The sequence below is a fragment of the Paenibacillus puerhi genome, from assembly GCF_009846885.1.
GTDB lineage: Bacteria > Bacillota > Bacilli > Paenibacillales > NBRC-103111 > Paenibacillus_G > Paenibacillus_G puerhi.
This window is the reverse complement of record NZ_WUWM01000012.1, coordinates 15,187-36,694: the sequence shown is the minus strand read 5'-3', so window position 1 is coordinate 36,694 and position 21,508 is coordinate 15,187. Positions and strand designations below refer to the sequence as shown.

General features: G+C 50.8%; 20 protein-coding genes. 8 read left to right on the top strand and 12 right to left on the bottom strand.

Annotation, left to right across the window (positions count from 1 at the left end):
- Positions 1-11: 11 nt before the first annotated feature.
- The 3 genes from GSF01_RS12695 to GSF01_RS12685 all read right to left on the bottom strand — a co-directional run bounded on the left by GSF01_RS12695 (position 12) and on the right by GSF01_RS12685 (position 4,224).
- On the bottom strand, positions 12-809 hold the full coding sequence (locus GSF01_RS12695; RefSeq protein WP_159884504.1) for an arylamine N-acetyltransferase family protein: 798 nt from the start codon (positions 807-809) through the stop codon (positions 12-14).
- 502 nt (positions 810-1,311) lie between these two features.
- Positions 1,312-2,409, bottom strand: coding sequence for an NADH:flavin oxidoreductase (locus GSF01_RS12690; protein ID WP_159884740.1), 1,098 nt, complete (start codon positions 2,407-2,409; stop codon positions 1,312-1,314).
- A 729-nt stretch (positions 2,410-3,138) separates the two neighbouring features.
- Entirely contained in the window at positions 3,139-4,224 is a 1,086-nt protein-coding gene (locus tag GSF01_RS12685) for an L-dopachrome tautomerase-related protein (protein ID WP_201305383.1), read from the bottom strand.
- A 236-nt stretch (positions 4,225-4,460) separates the two neighbouring features.
- Here GSF01_RS12685 and GSF01_RS30350 point away from each other — a divergent pair, with 236 nt between their 5' ends.
- Positions 4,461-4,733: a CBO0543 family protein gene (locus tag GSF01_RS30350; protein WP_407945760.1), complete on the top strand. Its 273-nt coding sequence runs from the start codon at positions 4,461-4,463 to the stop codon at positions 4,731-4,733.
- A 160-nt stretch (positions 4,734-4,893) separates the two neighbouring features.
- Positions 4,894-5,412, top strand: coding sequence for a CBO0543 family protein (locus GSF01_RS12680; RefSeq protein ID WP_159884502.1), 519 nt, complete (start codon positions 4,894-4,896; stop codon positions 5,410-5,412).
- 432 nt (positions 5,413-5,844) lie between these two features.
- On the opposite strand, the gene GSF01_RS12675 is transcribed toward GSF01_RS12680, so the two are convergent.
- Positions 5,845-6,126, bottom strand: a complete 282-nt coding sequence (locus GSF01_RS12675) for a hypothetical protein (RefSeq protein ID WP_159884500.1) — start codon at positions 6,124-6,126, stop codon at positions 5,845-5,847.
- Between the two features lie 192 nt (positions 6,127-6,318).
- On the opposite strand from GSF01_RS12675, the gene GSF01_RS29645 reads away from it, so the two are divergent.
- The 5 genes from GSF01_RS29645 to GSF01_RS12655 are packed head-to-tail and all read left to right on the top strand — an operon-like array spanning position 6,319 to position 8,638.
- Positions 6,319-6,561: a spore gernimation protein GerQ gene (locus GSF01_RS29645; protein WP_235941429.1), complete on the top strand. Its 243-nt coding sequence runs from the start codon at positions 6,319-6,321 to the stop codon at positions 6,559-6,561.
- 12 nt (positions 6,562-6,573) lie between these two features.
- A complete protein-coding gene (locus GSF01_RS12670; RefSeq protein ID WP_120749736.1) occupies positions 6,574-6,960 on the top strand; it encodes a spore coat protein in 387 nt (128 codons plus the stop codon).
- A complete protein-coding gene (locus GSF01_RS12665; RefSeq protein ID WP_159884498.1) occupies positions 6,957-8,093 on the top strand; it encodes a zinc-dependent alcohol dehydrogenase in 1,137 nt (378 codons plus the stop codon). Before GSF01_RS12670 ends, GSF01_RS12665 begins: the two co-directional genes overlap by 4 nt.
- A 31-nt stretch (positions 8,094-8,124) precedes the next feature.
- A complete protein-coding gene (locus tag GSF01_RS12660) occupies positions 8,125-8,328 on the top strand; it encodes a hypothetical protein (RefSeq protein ID WP_159884496.1) in 204 nt (67 codons plus the stop codon).
- 13 nt (positions 8,329-8,341) lie between these two features.
- Positions 8,342-8,638 carry a spore coat protein gene (locus tag GSF01_RS12655; protein WP_127462733.1) on the top strand — a complete coding sequence of 99 codons (297 nt, stop codon included), beginning with the start codon at positions 8,342-8,344 and terminating at the stop codon, positions 8,636-8,638.
- Positions 8,639-9,020: 382 nt separating this feature from the next.
- Here GSF01_RS12655 and GSF01_RS12650 read toward each other — a convergent pair whose 3' ends face one another.
- From GSF01_RS12650 to ppc, 8 genes are all read right to left on the bottom strand, one after another.
- Positions 9,021-9,362 (bottom strand): helix-turn-helix domain-containing protein, encoded by a 342-nt coding sequence (locus GSF01_RS12650; RefSeq protein WP_159884494.1) that lies wholly within the window; start codon positions 9,360-9,362, stop codon positions 9,021-9,023.
- Positions 9,363-9,567: 205 nt separating this feature from the next.
- Positions 9,568-11,397, bottom strand: coding sequence for a glutamine--fructose-6-phosphate transaminase (isomerizing) (gene glmS / locus GSF01_RS12645; RefSeq protein WP_159884492.1), 1,830 nt, complete (start codon positions 11,395-11,397; stop codon positions 9,568-9,570).
- A 743-nt stretch (positions 11,398-12,140) separates the two neighbouring features.
- The gene (gene glmM / locus GSF01_RS12640; protein ID WP_159884490.1) at positions 12,141-13,481 is read right to left on the bottom strand and encodes a phosphoglucosamine mutase; all 1,341 of its coding nucleotides are present in this window, start codon (positions 13,479-13,481) and stop codon (positions 12,141-12,143) included.
- Positions 13,482-13,672: 191 nt separating this feature from the next.
- Complete coding sequence (locus GSF01_RS12635; RefSeq protein ID WP_159884488.1) at positions 13,673-14,956, bottom strand: CdaR family protein; 1,284 nt, start codon at positions 14,954-14,956, stop codon at positions 13,673-13,675.
- Complete coding sequence (cdaA, locus tag GSF01_RS12630) at positions 14,957-15,772, bottom strand: diadenylate cyclase CdaA (RefSeq protein WP_159884486.1); 816 nt, start codon at positions 15,770-15,772, stop codon at positions 14,957-14,959.
- Between the two features lie 139 nt (positions 15,773-15,911).
- Positions 15,912-16,523 carry a zf-HC2 domain-containing protein gene (locus GSF01_RS12625; RefSeq protein WP_159884484.1) on the bottom strand — a complete coding sequence of 204 codons (612 nt, stop codon included), beginning with the start codon at positions 16,521-16,523 and terminating at the stop codon, positions 15,912-15,914.
- A gap of 79 nt (positions 16,524-16,602) precedes the next feature.
- On the bottom strand, positions 16,603-17,169 hold the full coding sequence (gene sigW / locus GSF01_RS12620; RefSeq protein WP_159884481.1) for an RNA polymerase sigma factor SigW: 567 nt from the start codon (positions 17,167-17,169) through the stop codon (positions 16,603-16,605).
- 325 nt (positions 17,170-17,494) lie between these two features.
- On the bottom strand, positions 17,495-20,287 hold the full coding sequence (ppc, locus tag GSF01_RS12615) for a phosphoenolpyruvate carboxylase (protein WP_159884479.1): 2,793 nt from the start codon (positions 20,285-20,287) through the stop codon (positions 17,495-17,497).
- 274 nt (positions 20,288-20,561) lie between these two features.
- Between ppc and GSF01_RS12610 the strand changes: the two genes are divergently transcribed.
- Positions 20,562-21,383, top strand: coding sequence for an SDR family oxidoreductase (locus GSF01_RS12610; RefSeq protein ID WP_159884477.1), 822 nt, complete (start codon positions 20,562-20,564; stop codon positions 21,381-21,383).
- The last annotated feature ends 125 nt before the right edge of the window (positions 21,384-21,508 follow it).

The following is a 21,508-nucleotide window of genomic DNA, read 5'->3' as shown; positions in this document are numbered from 1 at the left end:
AACGCAACATCTTAGCGAGGTCTACGCATCCCGAAATATCGCCACAGAAGGTCCCTGTAGCTAGACTCGTCTACCGGGGTCTTGGTCATGACGCCGTCACACCACTCCGTGAAGAAGGAGGGAGTTAACGTGATCGATCCGCGCTCCGTGACCTTTGTGACAAGCGGTTTCTTGTTAAACGGCGAGTCGGAATGCTCGGCGATTATGCGCTGAATCGCATTGAGCTCGGTTTCGTCGGTAATTGTTTTCGCGGTATCGAATACGTAGCCGGTCATCCACTCGCTGTGCTTTTGCTTCAGCTTCATCCCCAAGATGTAATCACCAAGCTCGGCATGCTCGCCGTACGCCGGTATTATCCGAAAGTCCCCATTTGAAGAGGAGACAGGCTCGCCTGATAACGGCAAAGGTCGCAGCGGCAGATTACTGCCGAAGCCCGTATCGATGAGGTAAGTCCGATTCTCATGCCGGAGCAGAATCGTAACATGCGTACGTCCGGTGGCCGGGTAACGCTGCTTCTCGTGATCGTATACTACGCCGCTGACCAGCCGGGCGTCCAGCTCGTTGTCCAGCATGAAGAAGCAAAACAGTGTATTTAATTCATAGCATAGACCTCCTTGACCTTGAACCGTAATTTTGTCCAAGAGCTGCTCCTTTGAGATGGTCTTTGTTCTGGATTCGATGATGGCGAAATTTTCAAAAGGGATCGCGAACGCCGTTCGTTCTAGAACAGTGCTCAACTGGTCGAACGTAAGCGGTCCGTCGTCCAACAGTCCGATTCTTGCCCGAAATGATGTGTTCACATTGCGCATGATTCGTACCTCCGAGACTCAATAATAGATGGTCCGCTTCCATTATACGGCCGTTCTATGCGAAGAAATAAGCTGCCGATCGTGTGCCGCAGCTTCGTCCTGGTTGCATATCCAGCTATCGTCTAACTTTAGCTCAATCTTTAGTTGTTACTATGGAACGCCTCATTTATGGTTATTTAAAATATTCTACGTATTCAGAGACCCACTGGGCGAAGGTTCGTGCCGGGCGACCAGTGACCTGCTCGACGGTCGGAGCCACTGTATAAGAGAGGCGCTCGCTCGCGGATAAATATAAACCGTCGAGCCGATACCCCAAACCCTCTTATGAACGACTGATGCTAAGCAATGTAATCTTGATGGCTCAGTTAAATAGAGCTTTTTAGCAATATCTGAATGGTTCAGCTCCGCTGAAACTTATAAATTCTGATATTACAAAAAATGGGCTCTCCCACTAACTCGGAGTGCCCGATCAATAGCTCAAAAAGTTAGAATTACAGCAGAATCAAGATAGCGAACGCAGCGCTTCAGGGATGAAAGGCTTCAACTCGTCAAACCGGCCATCGCGGACCTTAGCCGCCCATGCCGGATCAACCAGCAGCGCACGGCCGACTGCAACCAGATCGAACTCTCGATCGTTAAGCTTGTCGGTCAAGGTATCTATATTCGCCGTACCAGCATTTCCCCCTCTAAACGAAGATAGAAACTCATTATCTAGACCTACGGAGCCTACAGTGATTGTAGGTTTACCGGTTAATTTTTTTACCCAGCCTGCGAAATTCAGATGGGAGCCGGCAAACTCCGGTTCCCAGAAGCGGCGGGTCGAGCAGTGAAATACATCAACGCCCGCTTCTACAAGCGGCGCCAGGAATTTAGCCAGTTCATCCGGATTGGTTGCCAATTTCGCCTCGTAATCACTTGATTTCCATTGCGATATCCGCAGTAGGATAGGGAAATCGGGTCCTACGGCGCGACGGCAAGCCGCAAAACGAGTTCTTTTCACAAGGTCACCGCCATAGCTGTCGGTACGTTGGTTCGTTTTCTCCCAGTAAAACTGATCGATCAAATAGCCGTGAGCACCATGAAGCTCAATCCCGTCAAAGCCGATCCGTTTGGCATCCGCCGCCGCTTGTGCGTAAGCGGCAACAACGGAATCGATCCTTTCTTGGCTCATCGGCTCATTGACCTTTTCCCCGGTCGCGAGATCCAAGCCTGAAGGTCCGATCGGCAACTCCTCCGGGTTCGGAACGGCTCCTACCTTACGGTCCGTGCCAATATGCCACAACTGCGGCATAATCAGCCCACCGGCTTCATGTACTTCCGCTACGACATTAGCCCAGCCCTTCAGTGCTTCATCCCCGTGGAAATTTGGAATATTCGGATTATTGGTGGCAGCCGGATCGTTGATCAGGGTGCCCTCCGTAATAATAAGCCCTACACCGTTCTCGGCACGGCGACGGTAATAAGCAGCCACATCAGGATCCGGCACTCCCCCGGGAGAGAAAGCTCTCGTCATTGGAGCCATGACGACCCGGTTCTTTAACTTCAAAGTACCAAGCTTGAAGGACTCGAATAAAGGTCCTAGCTTGGAGGCAGGCTGGATTCAGTATTTAGATATTCCCAATTGCTTGTGAGTCCGATTCCATTGTGCTTGAGGAGTATACGATAAAATATGATCAGAAGTAAATTCAGACTCAACCTCCGTCTTAAAAATCCGCTTCCGGTATTCGTAGAACTTCTTACCGTTTACAATCCGAGACCTCGGAAACTCGTGGCTTTGTCAAAACTCTGAAGGCGGCGTAGGGATACTATGCCGCCTTATTTGTATAACTACCTTTGGTTAAGAAGATAGGTGATCGGGAAATAAGCGCTGTGATTGGCTTCAGGTTTGGTGGGTTCCTAGCTGATCGAATCGGTACCACTCGTATGCTTTTCGGCAGCAATCTTTCATGTTCTCGCCCTCATACTGCTATCCATCATCTCTGGTTCGTTTATGGTCTCTATCACATTGCTCATAATCTGGATGATTGCTGCATGGTCGTTCGGGGCGATACAGAATTATAACGTTGTCTCTCTTGCTCCGGAAGCGTCCGGTATTATGGCTAGTCTAAACAGCTCTTTTACCCAGCTTGGCATTGCCGCGGGCGCTGGTATCGGGGGAAATGCCACAGGGAGCTCATCGATGCTGGTGATTACTTGGGTGGGCTTCAATTAACGTTCCCCGATTGCTGAACAGGCTGCCGAACGGCAGCCTCCAAATTATTAATAACTATAAAGTCATAAAATACATTTTCTATGCAAATAGAGTCAACTTTGTAAAGCAAAAAATTTTCTAAAAGGTAGGAGCAGGTGGCTCGGCTATTTTCATACGTAGTAAACTATAAGGCTTTTGCCGCAGGTCATTTCCATAATGAAATCTTGACTGCCGATGTAATTGGTTCACGATGAAATATAAGTATTGATCTGGACCAATAGAAAAAGTATCCGGCCATAAAATTCTCGGATCATGTGCGATGGTTTCCATTATTCCATTCGGCAATATCTTTCGAATACTATTGTTTTCATAGTCTCCAGCGTAAACGTTTCCTTTTGCATCGGTGATCATTCCATCTGAAGCACCTTTTTCTCCCCAATACTTCACGTGAGATTGTAAATTCATATCCGGTATCGTTCGGTCTCTTAGGGCTTCCGTTGAAATTGAGTACAGATGACGACTGGAGAGAGGACAAAAATACAATATTTTGCCGTCCGGGGAAATCGCTATACCATCGGATGCCAATCTAAAGGGTGAAGCAGATCCGTCTTTGTTTCGATTCATCAGGATTTTACCTTCGACTTTCGGTAAGAAAAAGCGATCGGGTGAAGTTGAATTTGCCCCGTTTAACCGTCTCCAGGCATAACCGGTTTCTAAATCAACAACAATAATGGCTCCTGGTCCTCGGGAAGACGAATCCGTTATATACGCATAACCTGCTTTACCAACACGAAAGTCAACTCGGACATCATTCAGATAAGTGGTTGGAAGGACAACATCCTCCGTAAATGTATATACCCTTCTTATGGTATTTGAATTTAAATCTACAGCGACTAACTTCGCCCCCCCTTTGATGGGTTCTGAGAAATTAGGAGCCCCCGTATCCAGTACCCAAAGCGTTCCCTTTCCATCCGCAACGACACTTTGGACACTAACGAAGGACGTTGTGATATTCGATGGGCTTACCACATTGGCGTCTAAACTAGGATAAGGCTGCAATGTGCCGCTAACGATTTCAGCCACCGTAAATTTAACGTCGTCTCCCCATTTCGGAAAGCAAATAAAAATGCGCCCAGTTTCAGAAACAGTAACACCTGTAGGCATGGCTCCGTAAAATAAAAAAACCGCCTCAAACTTACCGAAATACTTTTCACTCGGTAACATCACTTGTATAAAATCCTCCTCAACAAGTTCGAACAGCTATCACCTATTTATATGACTGAATGTGGTTCAAGTGCCTGGATAATAAAATAATTTTACGGCCCCCCACAAGTTCGTGTCTATGACGGACAACGAGTAAACGGTGTAGTGTTTTTGCCTAAGTACCACCGCACACGAGAGTATGAATAAAAAGAAGTACACTATACATAGGAGCCTATTTCCTTGTACAAGCTTTGGCCATGGACATGGAACGAAATTTATTGTTGCTAGTCTGCTTTGTGTGTATAACCACCATTTATTTTCTTGTTCCAAGAGCAGTTGAAGTGCTGCTTGTTCAATTTAATTTGGTGGCCTACCCGTTACGTGAATTCCCCAAAGCTTCGGATTTGAGTATCACGTTCAAAGTGTTGTGGACGCCTGTTGCGAGCGGTCTGTATTACATCTATAGGCCTCGTTCGAATAAATTGACAAAATGTTTTACTTTGCTGTCTGGATCTCTCTGCTCACCTTAATCGACGGAATGTTAGCCGCAAAAACCGAATTGGTGGATTATGTTCATTTTCACTGGAGTCTGATGGCGATCGTGTTATCAGTTATATTCCTGTCCGTCCACGGCGTAGCGAGCTGGTTCTTTAGAGATCGCAAAATTTTCAGGAAGGAAGCGAATGAGCGATGAGTTTGCTGCTGCAATACGGCATTATCGTTTCAGTGTGGATCCTTTCATTGTTATTGATTCTCATCATCCCGCGGCAGAAACGTCGATTGGCGATGGTCGCTTTTTTGTTCAAACAGTATATTACGTGTATTTTCGGTCATGCCGTGGTCGAACTCCAACTTCTTGCCTATCCCGTAAGGGAGCTTGCCGACGTTAGCCGGACGAGCTTCACCTACGAATATATGGCCTATCCGATGACATGCGCGGTATTTAACGCGTATTATCCTAGCCATTGGAGTGGCTGGATTCAATTCGGCTATTACGTGTTGTTCACTACTGTACTGACGATAGTTGAGGTGCTGCTCGTACAATACACCGATCTGATTCGGTATGTTCGTTGGAACTGGCTTTGGTCGTGGGCTACGATTTTCCTCACATTCCTGATGACTCGAGCGTTCTGCGTGATCTACTTCGGAACCATGACACGAGTGGAAACGGCAAAACAAAAGAACGCATCCAGTACGACACGTTCCTAAATGTGGGGCTATGCCCCCTAGGCAGCAGAAGAAAAAGGGGCTGTCCCAAAAGGGTATAGTGCAGTGGGCCGATCCCTGAATTATATTGAAGAAGCCTTCAAAACCACTATTAAAGTGGAATTGAAGGCTTCTTTTTGTTAGGGCAAATAACCAAAAAAACTTTTGGGACAGCCCCTTTCGCTTGTCATGATTCGCTGCGCTGGTCCGGCAAATCAAGAGCGTTCGTCGGTGACTCTCCATGTCTATGGCAAATACGTTCCTCCGAGCGTCAACGCAGGTCATTTGCCCATGCGGAGAGTATCTGCGTAAATTCGGAAATCATCATACGAAGCGTCTACATAGATAGACGACCATACCTCGACATTAGTGAGCTTGATTCCACGTGTATCCGAAAAAGAAGGAGAATCTCTGCCATTACTAAAGGCTACCGTTTTATTGTTGGTCCAGCAGACGTAATGCGTTTGCCGAAGTTTGCGCTTGATCTAAAAATTCCTCTGCTTGGGTCAAATGCTGCCGGGCCGTCTCCAAAGCTTGTGAATTTGTTGCCGCATTAGATTCACTTATTGAGCTTATCACCTGATTTAAAGCCGTTCGCGCATCAGAAACCGCGTTAGAAGCATGCTGCTCCAGCGTATTGCCGCTCGAGTGAAGTATACCTTCTGCCGGTTTTCTTGCATTTTCGGTAGATAGATCAATTTTGTTTTCATTGGGCAAGATGATTCCTCCTTCCTTGAGCAAAGATCAATAACTTAAACAGAAATAAGTATGCGGTTGAGATTTTGTTTATATTCATGCGACTGCATGGGAATATTCGGTCCCCACATTTCCGGCAATCCATTTCAGAATAGGGATCCAATGCGTTGGAAAATCTAACTTTGATGAAAGAAAGGAAGGGATAATTACTCAATGAATATGTCAACGCTAGCGCCACACGAATCGATGGAACTGCATGAAGCGTTAAACTTCAAAACGCTCTGCCTCGCTAAGTCAAAACTTATGCAAGGCTTGGTCTTTGACCAGGAGCTGAAATCGTTAATGCAGAAGGACGTCATTCTATCCACGCAACAGATCGCCGAGCTCCAGGCCATCTACGCAAGAGCTCCATTCCAAGCGCCTGTTCCGAATAGCCCGACACCTATCACACATTAAAGGGGAGCGCCAATGAACACCGATTATTTAGACCCGATTAATTCGTTAAATATGCCGGAGATGGCAGATATGACATTTGCAATGGACTTCCTTATTCGTGCCAAGGAGGGTGTGCGAAATTTGTCCATCGCCCTGACGGAAACGGCTTCTCCCGATGTAAGAGCGCTGCTGCGCAATCATCTTATGCAGGGGATTGCACTGCACCAAGAAATCACGGAGCTTATGATTCGCAAAAAATGGTTCCATCCTTATGAGCTGAACGAACAGTACCAACTCGACCAGCTTTCAGCGAAAAATACGGTGATGATCGGGCAGATGAATTTGTTCCCGGATGATACGTCGCGTAAAGGGATGTTTGATCGGACCCCAGATGAACATATTGGAGGACATAAAGCATGAAGGCGGTAACGTATCAAGGGATTAAAAATGTCGTGGTCAAAGAGGTGCCGGATCCGAAGATTGAGAAACCGGACGATATGATCGTAAGAGTCACCAGTTCCGCCATTTGCGGTTCGGACCTTCACCTAATTCACGGGATGATCCCTAACCTTCAGGAAAACTATGTCATCGGGCATGAACCGATGGGGATCGTAGAAGAAGTAGGCCCTGGCGTAACAAAGGTGAAGAAAGGCGACCGGGTGATCATCCCGTTCAACATCGCTTGCGGAGAATGCTTTTTTTGCAAAAATCAGCTGGAAAGCCAATGCGATAATTCAAACGATCACGGGGATATGGGCGCATATTTCGGCTACTCCGGAACGACCGGTGGTTACCCTGGCGGGCAAGCTGAGTATTTGCGAGTTCCGTTTGCTAATTTCACCCACTTCAAGATTCCTGAAAACTGCGAGCAGCCGGACGAAAAGCTAAGCTTGATCGCCGATGCCATGACGACGGCTTTCTGGAGCGTAGATAACGCCGGCGTCAAGAATGGAGATACGGTCATCGTGCTCGGCTGCGGTCCGGTCGGACTTCTGGCCCAGAAATTCTGCTGGCTGAAGGGTGCAAAGCGGGTCATCGCCGTTGACTACGTCGATTACCGCCTACAACATGCGAAGCGAACGAACAATGTGGAAATCGTAAACTTCGAACAGGATAAGAATATCGGCAACAATCTCAAGGAAATGACCAAAGGCGGTGCCGATGTCGTCATTGATGCGGTAGGAATGGACGGCAAGATGAGCGATCTCGAATTTCTAGCCAGCGGTTTGAAACTGCAAGGCGGCACCATGAGCGCATTTATCATTGCGTCTCAGGCTGTCCGCAAAGGCGGAACCATTCAAGTCACTGGAGTATACGGCGGACGCTATAACGGATTCCCGCTCGGCGACATCATGCAGCGCAACGTGAATATCCGTTCCGGGCAAGCCCCGGTCATTCACTACATGCCGTATATGTACGAGCTGGTTACGTCGGGCAAAGTAGACCCTGGAGATATTGTTACGCACGTCATTCCGCTTAGCGAGGCCAAGCAAGGCTATGAAATGTTCGATACGAAAACGGACAATTGCATCAAAGTCATCTTAAAGCCCTGAATACGGGTAAAAGCAGGGGAGGACAATCCGAATGAATTCCAATTACGCTTTGCATGAGATGCTGGAGGTTCATGAAATGGCTGCGTTCAAGACCGTTTGCATGACCAAATCCAAAACCATGCAAGCTCTGGTAACCGACCCAGAGCTCAAGCAAATTTTGCAGCAAGACGTGCAATTATCACAGCAGCAGCTTCAGGAGCTCGGTGGAGTGCTGTCTAAAGTGACTACAACCTAAAGGAGATAGAAACATGAACACCCTATTAGAACACTTGACAGGGCTTCATACGCTGACCGACGACGTGATCGCAATGGATTTTTTGATGAACGCCAAGAGCGGAGTCAGAAACTACGCCATGGCCGTAACCGAATGTGCCACCCCCGAAATCAAGCAAATTTTGATGAAGCAGCTCGATGAAGCTATAGACTCCCATGAAAAGATAACAAACTACATGATGCAGCGGGGCCTATACCATCCTTACCATATTCCGGAGCAAATTCAGCTTGATCTGAAAAATATTCAGACCGCTATGAACATTCCGTCCTGACACCGTATTCGTCCCACAAAACGCGCAAACCACCATGGTTCATGCGCGTTTTTTGAATTTAGCCGAAGACTTTAGAGAATAAAATGTTCCCCATGTCGGGAATTCAACAATACAACAATGGCAGACACGCTCCGCACTTATTTGGGCTTCATCACAAACACACTTGAACAAGCGTTCCTTCGTTTGTTTTGCTTCTGATTTTCATTGCCACGCACTCTGTGGATCTCTGCTCTCACGTCTACTCTTCTCTATTGGTATTCTTATGTTGCCAATCTCTGCAGATAACGTCTGATCTTTGATTTTAAAATACTCAATCCACCTGGCATTTTCTGTATAATTAATTCAACTATTATGTAGCATGTAAAAAATTACTTACTTAATATTAGCTTCGTATTATTGATCTTAATCTCTCTTTAAGTTGCATTATCTCAATAATTTCATTCTTGTCGTAATCATCCAGAATTCTAAAAACTTGAATTAACGTTTTTTCATAATCATCTTCAAAGATCTCCCCTTTTTTCAAGTCCTTACCTGTTAATAACCAATTTAAGTTCACATTATATTGTGTTCGGATAGATATAAGTGTTTCCGCAGAGGGATTACTATTTCCCATTTCAATTTCGCTCAGGTTTCCTTGTGATATGCCTATACTTTTTGCAAACTGAATTTGGTTTAAATTATTCTCTTTGCGGATACATTTGATTCTATAGCCAATGTCACTCATCAATTTCACCACGGGTCTTGAAGTTCTCTGTAAATCAACTTATACACAATTTAAAAGGGAGCACCGAATTATTCCTCTCGGGCTCCCTTCTAGATGTTCAATCATCTCTTATCGGTTCCACATATCTTTTACTGGTTCCAGACATCTTTTACTGGTTTCAGACATCTTTATCACCGGACAATATCCCCTTAAACCAAACCTTCCCCTACTCCACCGTCACACTTTTCGCCAAATTCCGTGGCTTATCCACATCATGGCCTAGCGCCAGCGAAGCGTAGTAGCTCAGCAGCTGCAGAGGCACTACCGACAGGGCCGGAGCGAGCAGCTGATGCGTTTGCGGGATAGCAAACGTTTCGTCGACAGCTTTGGCCAGCTCGTCGTTGCCAGTCATGTGGATGCCGTACACCTGAGCGCCGCGCGCCTTCATTTCCTTGATATTGCTGACCGTCTTCTCGAACAGTGCATCCTGGGTCGCCAGAGCGATAACCGGAATGCCATCCTCGATGAGAGCCAGCGTACCGTGCTTCAGCTCTCCGGCCGCATAAGCCTCGGAATGGATGTAAGAAATTTCCTTCAGCTTCAAGGAGCCTTCCAGCGCTGTCGCATAATCCAACCCACGGCCGATGAAGAATAGGTTGTGATGCTTCGCGATTTGCTCCGCTACTTCACGGATGGATTCGGCTTGTGCAAGCACTTCCTCGACCTGCTTCGGCAGCTCCTGCATAGCCGCGAGCACTTCCGCGACATAGCCCGCTTCCACCGTTTCGAGCGTCTGGGCCAGATACAACCCCAACAGGTAGAACGCGATCAGCTGCGACGTATAGGCCTTGGTCGAAGCGACCGCAATCTCCGGTCCTGCCCAAGTGACGATCACATCATCCGCTTCGCGGGCAACCGAGCTGCCGACCACATTGGTGATGGCCAGGACCCGTGCTCCGTTCCGCTTCGCTTCCCGCAGAGCAGCCAACGTATCCGCCGTTTCGCCGGATTGGCTGACCACGATGACAAGCGTCTGTGGCGTAATGATGGGTGAACGATAGCGGTACTCCGAGGCCACATCAGCTTCAACCGGAAGACGCGCCAAGGTCTCGATGACAGACTTGCCGACCAAGCCCGCATGATAGGCCGTTCCGCAGGCGACGATATGCACATTGCGGATGTCCGCTACCTGCTCCCGCGTCATTCCGACTTCAGGCAGAAGAACCTTCGTACCGGATGCATCGATTCTGGCTCCCATCGTATCCCGGTAAGCCTTCGGCTGCTCATGGATTTCCTTCAGCATAAAGTGATCGAATCCGGCTTTTTCCGCCGTAATAATATCCCAATCGACATGAAATAATTCCCGGGAAATAAAATTGCCCTCAAGCGTCATCAAAGTAACGTCGTCTTTTGTCAAAAGAGCCATTTCACCGTCGTTTAGAATATATACGTTGCGCGTATGCTCCAAGATGGCCGGAATATCCGAGCCGATGAAATTCTCCCCTTCGCCGACTCCGATGATCAACGGACTGGACAGACGCACCGCCACAAGCTTCTCCGGTTCATATTCCGTAAGAACGCCCAGCGCGAACGCGCCTCTCATCCGGGTAACCGCCTGCTGGACCGCCTTGACGATATCCCCTTCATACAAGCTGGCGATCAGATGCGAGATGACCTCTGTGTCAGTTTCCGATACAAACACATGGCCTTGCTCCATCAGCTCTTCCTTCAAAGCGATATAATTCTCAATAATTCCGTTATGCACAACTGAAAATTTGGATGAATTATCCGTATGCGGATGCGAATTGACATCCGACGGCTTACCATGCGTCGCCCACCGGGTATGACCGATCCCGATGTTTCCGCTCAGCGGCGCTTCGACAAGCTTCGATTCCAGGACAGCCAGACGGCCCTTGGACTTCTTAATCTGCAAGCCTTCCGTCGTATACACGGCGACACCGGCGGAGTCGTACCCGCGATACTCCAGCTTCTTCAGTCCGTCAATCAATATATTCTGGGAATTCCTTTTACCTACATATCCAACAATACCGCACATATGCTCATATCCTCCAATTTTTAGGAAAAACCCCGTAGGTCTCTCCTCGGGAGGATCGCATAGGCTGCCGGGAAGCTCGCTTCATGCTCCGTGCGCAAAGAAAGCTTCACCCGCCTAGGTCAGGCGTGATTATTCAATTGTCGACACGAAGCGAAAAGCTTCCACAGCTTGCGCTCCCGAGCGGAGAAACGTATGCCCGTGGCAAAGAAGCTTTTCATTCGTTTTAGTGTGATTAGTTCGATTAGCTTTCTTCTTGCTGCAATCCCATCGAGCTATTGTCTGCCCGGTCACCCGGACGATTTGTCGCTCGACTTACGGTTAGGATCATGACCGGAAGGTCCCCGCCGAATGTTTCGAACACCTTCACCTCGTCAACTGGACTTTCATCTTTGCCGCTAGCGTCTGATCTGTTGTCTGTGAGGTAAGTTGAGAAGCCATCTTTCTTTACCGATGACTTAAGACCGGATCACATCAGATTGCTAGGGTTTAGACGAACATGCCAGTTCTGGCGCTTGTCTTGCTCGCTGACCTCTGCCCACCTTTCTATTTCGGAATCAGACATAATCACATCTTATGCATTTTGCTTGCAAAGCGCAACCCTTAATTTTCATTCCGTTTTCATTTCATCCGTTTGTCCCATACGTCCCCTTCACTTCACGACCATTTACGACAAAAATCCCTGAAACCACCCGATGCGCGGTCCCAGGGATTGTTCGTTATCGTTCGTTAAAGCCCTGGAAAGCTTAGACAAGCTCCCGCTCGATGACATCGGCGATCTGCTGGACATATGCTTCGACAAGCTCTTTGTCCGGTCCTTCAGCCATGACCCGGATCAAAGATTCCGTACCCGAGGGACGAACAAGCACGCGGCCATTATCACCCAGCTGCTCCTCGACCTTCGCGATTTCCGCGGCGACGGCAGCGTTATCCTTCAGCTTGCTTTTGTCACCGACACGAACGTTGACCAGCTTCTGTGGATACTTGCGCATAATGGTCTTCAGCTCGCTCAGCGGCTTGCCGGATTGAACAAGGGTATCCACCAGCTGGAGAGCGGTCAGAATACCGTCCCCGGTTGTATTATAATCCAGGAAGATGACATGACCGGATTGCTCGCCGCCCAGGTTATAGCCTCCCTTGCGCATTTCCTCCATCACGTAGCGATCCCCGACTGCCGTCTTGGCTGCCTTCAGGCCGACCGCTTCGATTCCTTTGAAAAAGCCGATATTGCTCATCACCGTCGTAACGATGGTCTGCTCGCGCAGCTTGCCCGTCTGATTCAGCGCATGACCGATGATGCTGAGAATATAGTCGCCGTCAACCTCTTCGCCCTTCTCATCCACCGCAATCAACCGGTCGGCATCCCCATCGAAGGCAAGACCGATATGCGCTTTATGCTCGACTACGAGCCTCTGCAGCTCCTCAGGATGAGTCGATCCGCAGTGATCGTTGATATTGCGGCCTGTCGGCTCAGCGCCGATCGTGATGATCTCGGCCCCAAGCGCCTCGAATACTTTCGGAGCAAGCTCATAAGCAGCCCCATGAGCGCAGTCGAGCACGATCCGGTAGCCTTGGAAGGAGGACTGAACCGTAGACTGGATGTAGTCGAGATACGCAAACTTCCCTTTCGGGTCATCCGTCACCGTCCCGATATCTCCTCCGGTCGGACGGGGCAGCTCATCGGCTTCGGCATCCATCAGACGCTCGATCTCCAGCTCCGTCTCGTCGGACAGCTTGAAGCCGTCGGCTCCGAAAAACTTGATCCCGTTATCCTCCACCGGATTATGGCTGGCCGAGATCATAACCCCGGCATCCGCCTTCAACGCACGCGTCAAATAGGCGACGCCCGGCGTGGACAGCACGCCTAGCCGGATCACATTCGCGCCGATCGACAACAGCCCCGCTACGAGTGCCGCTTCCAGCATCGGACCGGAGATCCGCGTATCCTGGCCGATCACCACCACCGGCTTCTCCACTTGGCCGGCAAGCACATAACCGCCGCAGCGGCCGATTTTATAGGCAAGCTCTGGCGTTAATTCTTGGTTGGCGACTCCCCGTACGCCATCCGTTCCAAAATATTTCCCCATGTACGCTTCTCTCCCCTACCGGTTACCTTTATATTTTTTCGATGTTCTTTCGATCTTGAAGCAAACTATACTTATTATCTCTGATTCGGTTCAGGCGGTCAAATTGTTTCGGGACAGACAAAAGGATACGGCACCCGCTCCCGTATCCTTCTCGCTGTTTCTGCCCGTAGAGTCGCCGTCTTCCCCCGAACCTAAGGTGCTGCAGGAGCAGGCGCCGCGGCGCCTTCCCCTCCGGCTGCCGGCTTCTCGGCTTTGGCGCTAATTTCCACCGTGGCCTTGAAGTCCTGCGGAACTCCCTTCTTCACGAAGGTCGGCAGGTTCCACGTCACCGACACCTCATGCTTGCCCGGAGGCAGATTGCTGACATCAAGGATCGCTTGTACATCCTGCGGCTTCAGCTTCTCTATGATCGCAGGCGCGCCCTCGACCGTCAGATTCAACTGGCCGGACTCGGGAAGCACGACCTTGGTATTAAATCCGTCGTTTTGTCCCACGAAGGAAAGCGGGATAGCCTCCAGCGTCTTCGTTACAGAAGGGACGATGGACACATTGACGGTCACTTTGTCGGGATCGAGCTGCTTGACGTTATTGCTTAAAGGAATCGGCAAGGAGAACTCCGTATCCTCCTTCAATTCCCCCAGACTTACCTGAGGGCCTTCGTAAAATTCCATCCGGTCCAGCACATTCTGCGCCCCGTACACCGTAACCTTATCCGTGCTTTGTCTCACAGCCGATACGGCAAAGCCCCGCGGAGGCTCGCCTACAAGCTTGATCTGCAGCGGCACCAGCGTAAACGGACTCGTGATCGGAACCTCGACATCCACGACAGCCGGTGCGATCACGGCCGTCTCGATGAGGTTGCCGTCCTTGTCGTACGCTTGCAGCGTAGCCTTCTTCGTCACAGCCGATGTCGCTTTCTCCACATTCACATCCGCGCGCACCGAGTCCACTTCCTCATAGCTGCGGCTCGGGACGGATACGGTAACCTGCTTGGGCTTCACAACCGGCTGCCCGGCCTTCAGGCCTACGCCTGGAATACCGGTAACATTGATGGTGACCTGCATCGATTTGTTCATTTTCTCATCGATCACGACCTTAACCGTAGAGGGCAGCACCTTGGCCGTGACATTGCTTGGGATGCCCGCAGGCGTGACGGGAAGGACGAACTCCCCCTTGCTGACCTTAGTCAGGTCGAGCTCTACGGACAGCGTGCCCGTGCTCATGGCTCTCTTCAGCGCCGCATCGCGTCCGCTCAAGGTAAGGGAAACCTGAGGCGGGTCTATCGACTCTATGAAATATTTATCCGTATCGTATTTCGGCGTAATGGAGACATTGCCGATCTGCTGTTCCCTCGCTTCCAGACTGCTGGAACCCGACATGGAGCCTCCGTCCGACCGCACGACCGCCCATAGCATGATACCAATAACAAGGGCTATGACCTTGACGACGTTGGTATTGCGCAGCCATTGATCCATCTAACGCCGCCTCCATTTCCACATGGAGCTTAACTTGCTCTTTTCCTTAGGCTTCGCCTTCGGCTTCAGCTCTTCGAACATCTTCGAAAGCAGCGCCTCTTCCTTCACATCCCGCAGAATATGCCCATTCATCGTGACCGACACCTGGCCTGTCTCCTCCGAGACAATGATGCACATGGCGTCGGACACCTCGCTCATCCCGATCGCCGCCCGGTGGCGCGTACCAAGCTCTTTGCTGATAAATGGGTTCTCGGACAGCGGTAAATAGCAGCCGGCGGCCATGATCTGATGACGGCGTATGATGACGGCCCCATCATGCAGAGGAGTATTCGGCACGAATATATTAATCAGCAGCTCCGAACTGATATGAGATTCCAGGGCTATGCCCGATTCGATGTAATCGTTGAGTCCCGTCTCCCGCTCGAATACGATCAGGGCTCCTATCTTACGCCGGGCCATATAGTGGGCCGCCTTCAGCACTTCATTGATCTTGAGGTTAATGTCCTGATCTTCCTCGGTCGTGGAGCGGCTGAACAGCTTGCCCCGTCCGATCTGCTCCAGCGCGCGGCGCAGCTCCGGCTGGAAGATGATGATAACCCCGACGAGTCCGAAAGTGAACATCTGGTTCATCACCCACTGCAGCGTGTTCAGCTTGAACCAGGAGCTCAGCGCCCAAGTGACGACTACGACGAGAATCCCCTTCAGCAGCTGGATCGCGCGAGTCCCCCGGACGACAAGAATCAGCTTGTATATGACATAACTGACGATACATATATCGACGATGTCCAATATGCGAATGTCCGTAATCCAATCCATCTCGTAAGCCCCCAGCCCGTACGCGGGATGTTTGTCTCTCTGTCATTCCTTCCCTCCATCATACCATATTTGCAACAAAAAACCCTCCCCTTTCTGTTAGGAAGGGAAGGGAGAACTTTCGCTTATCGGACCGCCCGCCCTACTGGGCGTCGGACACCTGGGCGAACCATGTATTCATCTTGTACCACAACCAGCTGAACGCCTCGTCGATTTGTGTGATTTGTCCGGAAATATGCGCCGTGGATGCATAATGAACGGAACCGTCGATGACCGTCACGTTCCCCTCGACTTCGCCGTCGACCTGAAGCTTTCCGTTCTCGACGGTCAAATCTCCAGCCACCTTATGCCCTGCCGGGACAATTACCGTATCCCCTTTGATGACAACCGATTGCAAGTCCGACCCCTTCACCAGCAGCTCCCGATCGTTACTCCATGTCGAGACGAACGAGGACAGCATGACCAAGGCGAAAATAGCGGCAACCGAAACCGCCGGATGCTTGCGGACGTAACGGTAAAAGGCATTCCGGCGCTTAGCCGGAGGCAATGCCTGCATGACTCGTTCGGTCAAGCCTTCAGGTACAACGGGCCTGGACCAGGCATGTACCAGCGCTTCTACCTTCTCGAACTGCTGCAGCTGGCGCCGGCAATCCGCACAGACGAGCAGATGCTCCTTCAGGCGGATAGAATCCGTGCCATCAAGACCGCCATCCAAATACTCGTGTAACAAAGGGAGGGCTTCCTTGCATTCCATCTGCGAGCCACTCCTTTCTCCTGTCTCCATAAACTATCGTGATATACCATACGCAGCAAAGCATCGGACGTTTCAAAAACTAGAGAAGCTGCTCCAGTTTTTTTCGCAAATATTCCCGGCCGCGGTGCAGCCTCGTTTTGATCGTAGTGACGGGCATCGACAATGTATCGCTAATCTCCTGCAGGGACAAGTCCTGCAAGTAGCGCAGCACAACAACTGCCTTATATTTCTCAGGCAGCGCTTCGATCGATTCTCGAATCTGGGCCTGCGTCTCCGAGAGAACAACCTGCTGATCCGGGGTGCGGTCCAGGCTAGCAAGCGTCGAATACCAGTCGCTTCCCTCTCCATCGCTCATCTCCGCATCCAGCGAATAGCTGATCTTACGCTTACGCAAGCGGTCAATGCACAGATTCGTTCCGATCCGGTAAATCCATGTCGAAAACTTCTGCTGATCGTCGTACCGCTCCAAATTCGTATAAACCCGCAGGAACGTTTCCTGCACAATCTCCTCCGCCTCATGGCGGTTGTGCAGCATCCGGTATGCGAGATGAAAAATCTTATCTTTATACAGCTCCACCAATTCGGCAAACGCCCCACGATCTCCGCCTCGGGCGAGCTTGGCGAGCCGGGTATCCATATGATTCACCAACCTACCTCCACTCCGAACGCCCCGCTACGGATAGCCGGGTTCATTCAGATTCTACAGCGACGAATAAGTCGTCCTGCTTCGCTTATAAAGCGAAAGTATATTAGGAAAAGCATACCAAATCTTGGCCCTTCCTGTACAGTCTTGGGTCAAAAGAATTGTGTACAGTCCCCTACCTATCGTGTGCAAATAAAGATGACGATAGTCAAACTCACCGTTATAAGCTCGCAGTGCCGCCGGTATGCCAAACAGCCGGCAGCCTGGTAAGAACCAGGCTCCGGCTTAGGCAAGGAAATTCCGTGTTGAAGTCTATTGCTGTATGGGATCAGCCCGTATTCCGAAGTCCGGCTGCAATGCCGTTGATCGTAAGCAGCACCTCGCGGAGCAGCAGAGGATCGTCCTCGCCGCCGCCATCTCGCGAAGCACGGAGCTCCGACAACAGATCGACCTGCATATAGGACAGCGGGTCCACGTACGGATTGCGCAGACGGATCGATTCTTGAATAACCGGTACATTGTCGAGAATTTCCTGCTGCCCGGTGATTTGCAGAATAAGCTCCGACGTTTTGCGGTACTCATCCTCGATCAACTGGTAGATCCGGTTCGCGATTTTCTGATCTTTAATCATGCTGCCGTATTCCTTGGCGATCAGCAGATCGGCCTTAGCCAGCGCCATTTGCAGATTGTCGATCAGTCCCTGGAAGAAGGACCAGTTGTTGTACATGTCCTTCATAACCGCCAGATGCTCCGGATTATCCTGGTAGTAGCTTCCCAAACCCGTGCCTGCGGCATACCAGGCTGGAAGCAGATACCTGCACTGCGTCCAGGCGAATACCCACGGGATAGCCCGAAGGTCCTCGAACCGGTCGCTGTTTTTCCGTTTCGACGGACGAGAGCCGATATTCAGCTCGCCGATCTCCGGCAGCGGCGTCGATTCTTTGAAGAATGTCATAAAGTCTTCATCGCGGAAGATCAGATCCTGATACTTCTGCTGCGCTCTCTCCGAGATGCCGCGCATAATCGCCTCATATTGCGCCTCGGACGCATCCACCTTCGGGTTACGGGCACATAGCGCGCTCGTAATAAGCGCCGATGTAGCCTGCTCCAGACTGCGGTAAGCAATTCCTTTGATCGAATATCGCGAGGAGAGCACCTCTCCCTGCTCGGTGATCTTGATTCCGCCGCCGACCGTATCGGCCGGTTGAGCCAGAATGCTGCGGTTCAGCGGCATACCTCCACGGCCCAGCGCGCCGCCACGCCCGTGGAAAAACTTCAGCTTGACATCATATTTCTTCGCGGCATCCGTGATGCTGCGGAGGGCCATGCGAAGCTCCCAGTTCGCGGTAATGACGCCGCCGTCCTTGTTGCTGTCCGAGTACCCGAGCATGATCTCCTGCAGATTATTCGTGCTGTCCAGGCTCCGGCGATACGCAGGAATCTGGTAGAGCGTCGACATAATCTCCGGTGCCGCATGAAGGTCATCGATCGTCTCGAACAACGGTACGGACTGGAGCGTGCAGGTCACCGAACCGTCCGCTGCCTGCAGGTAGAGTCCCGCTTCCTTCGCGAATACCAGAACTTCCAGCAGATCGCTGGCTCCCTGAGTCATACTGATCAGGTAGCTGGAGATACAGCTGCGGCCGAACTCCTGCTGCGCCTTCTGGACCACCCGGTATACATTCAAGCACTCGTGCGTCGACTCGCTGTAGGAAGTATAAGGCGATGTGATCGGACGCGGGTCATTAAGCAGCGAGGTAAGCAGCTCAATCTTCTCCTGCTCCTTGAGCGCCGCATAGTTTGCCGTGATGCTCATGCCGGCCAATACTTCGGTCATCGCCGCTTCATGCTCCTTGCTGTGCTGACGCACATCCAGGGAAGCCAGATGGAAGCCGAACAATTCCACCTGCCGGATCAGCTTCTGCACATAGGCATCGGCGATATAGTCGGCGAAGTGATTGCGCAGGCTGCGCTCGATAATTTGCAGATCCGACTTGAATTGCTCCGGAGCCGTATATTTCTTAGTATCAGGCACAGAAGGGCAGCCCGTATGCCGGATTTTCTCCAACATAAAACGAACCTTAATCCGGTAAGGCTCCTTCTCATTGCGCAAGCCTTCTTCCAGATTCAGCTCTATGTTCGCCCGGTCCTGTTCGATCGAGTCCAGCAGTTCCCCCGTCACTTCGACAATATTCTTGCTGAAGCTCATATGGCCTATCAGCGCCTGCAGCTCTTCTTCGTACTTGGCAAGCGCCAGCTTGCGGTGCAGCGTCAGAGTCTCCCAGGTAATGTCCGAGGTGACCGAAGGATTGCCATCCCGATCGCCGCCGATCCATGAACCGAACTTCAGGAAGGTCGGTACATGCCACGATTCTTCCGGATAGTACTTCAGCAGACAGCGCTCGAGCTCCTGATACACTTGCGGCAGTACGTCGAACAGCGTCTCATCAAAGTAGTACAATCCATTGTTGACTTCATCGATAACCGTCGGCTTCCGGTCTCTCAGCTCATCCGTCTGCCAGAGGGTAATGACTTCGCCCAGCAGCTTCTCCCTCAGCTGTTCCCGCTCCCGGAACGTCAGATTAGGGTTGTCCAGTTCAGCCACATCCCGCGAGATGCGCTGGTGAATATCAAGCACCGCACGACGGGTAGCTTCAGTCGGATGCGCGGTCATGACAAGCTCCAGCGAGATGCCGGATATAATTTCCTGTACTTCGCCGGACGAAATATTCAAGCTCTTCAATTCGCGAATGACATCCTCGATCGATCCGGGCTGGACATTTTCGCCTGCCGAACGCTCGTAATCGCGCTTGCGGCGGATACGATGATTTTGCTCCGCTATATTAATGAGTTGGAAATAAATAGCGAAGGCCCGAACTACCTGGTGGCGGATCTCCGGCGCGAGTCCTCCTACCGTTTCCTTCAGCTCCTCATACATCTCGGGCGTATATTGGGCACGCAGCGTCTTACTCATCTCTCTGATTTTCTCTACGATGGTAAACAGCGAGTTGCCGCCTTGATGAATAAGAACTTCGCCCAGTATATGTCCCAGAAACCGGACATCCCGGCGCAGCAAATTGTTAGACGCGCTTTTGTTACTTGTTGTACTTAAGTCCGTCATGGTTCTCCTCCATCCATCTACATGCAAGGTCATAGCCTCTATTTTACCACATCCCCCGTCAGCGATGTACCCTATTTGTATACTTCCGCGAAAAAAACATCTTATTCCATACTCCCGCACTCCGGAATGTTTGGGAGCAAACGTGAGCGGTTAATACATCGAAAAGCGGCGTTTTAGCTAAGTGGTTCTTAGTCTTGGTGCATGCCAGCCGCTGTTTCATCGAACACTAGGAAGCGAGGGCCATACCAAGGACCATAATGAGGGAGGAAGCAATATGGGACAGCGGAAGGATCAAGTCGAGCCGGTCTGGGAGCAGCGGCTGAACGGCAAGGTAGCTTTCATTACGGGCGGGGGCTCCGGGATCGGACGGGCAACCGCTCTCTTGATGGCCAGACATGGCGCCAAAGTAGGATTTGTCGGTCGTACGATGGAGGAACTGGAGGAGGTCCAGAAGGAAATCGAAAGCAATGGAGGACAAGCCTTGGCGGTTGTCGCCGATATCTCGGCGCCTGAAGAGATCGAAGCGGCGATCGCCCAAACCGCCAAGAAGTGGGGCAGGCTGGACATCGTGTTCGCCAATGCCGGCATCAACGGCGTGCTGGCGCCGATCGAGGATATGCAGGTCAGCGATTGGGAGCAGGTGATGAGCATCAACCTGAAGGGGACCTTCCTGACGGTCAAATACGCGATTCCCTTCCTCAAGGAGCATGGCGGCAGCGTGATCATCACTAGCTCCATTAACGGGAACCGGGTATTTTCCAATTTCGGCTTTAGCGCCTACAGCACAACCAAAGCCGGACAGGTCGCTTTTATGAAAATGGCTGCGCTGGAGCTTGCCCAATTCAAGATTCGAGTCAATGCCATCTGTCCCGGGGCGATCCAGACTAACATCGACGAGAATACCAAGAAAACGCCCGAGCTGGAAGAAATCCGTATCCCTATCGAATACCCCGAGGGCAGCCAGCCGCTCGAGGAAGGACCCGGATCAGCGATGCAGGTTGCTCAGTTGGCGCTGTTCCTCGGCTCCGAGGAATCGTCTCATATTACAGGCACGGACATCTATATCGATGGCGCCGAATCCTTGATTCGCGGCTAATTTATAAGCTCTCTCTGTCCACCGGACGGAGGGAGTCTTTTTTGTTTTGGATAGTTTTACAAAAAAAACATATAAGTAAGACTCCTTGTTTACATTCCTTTCTTACAATGAACAGGATGGCCTAC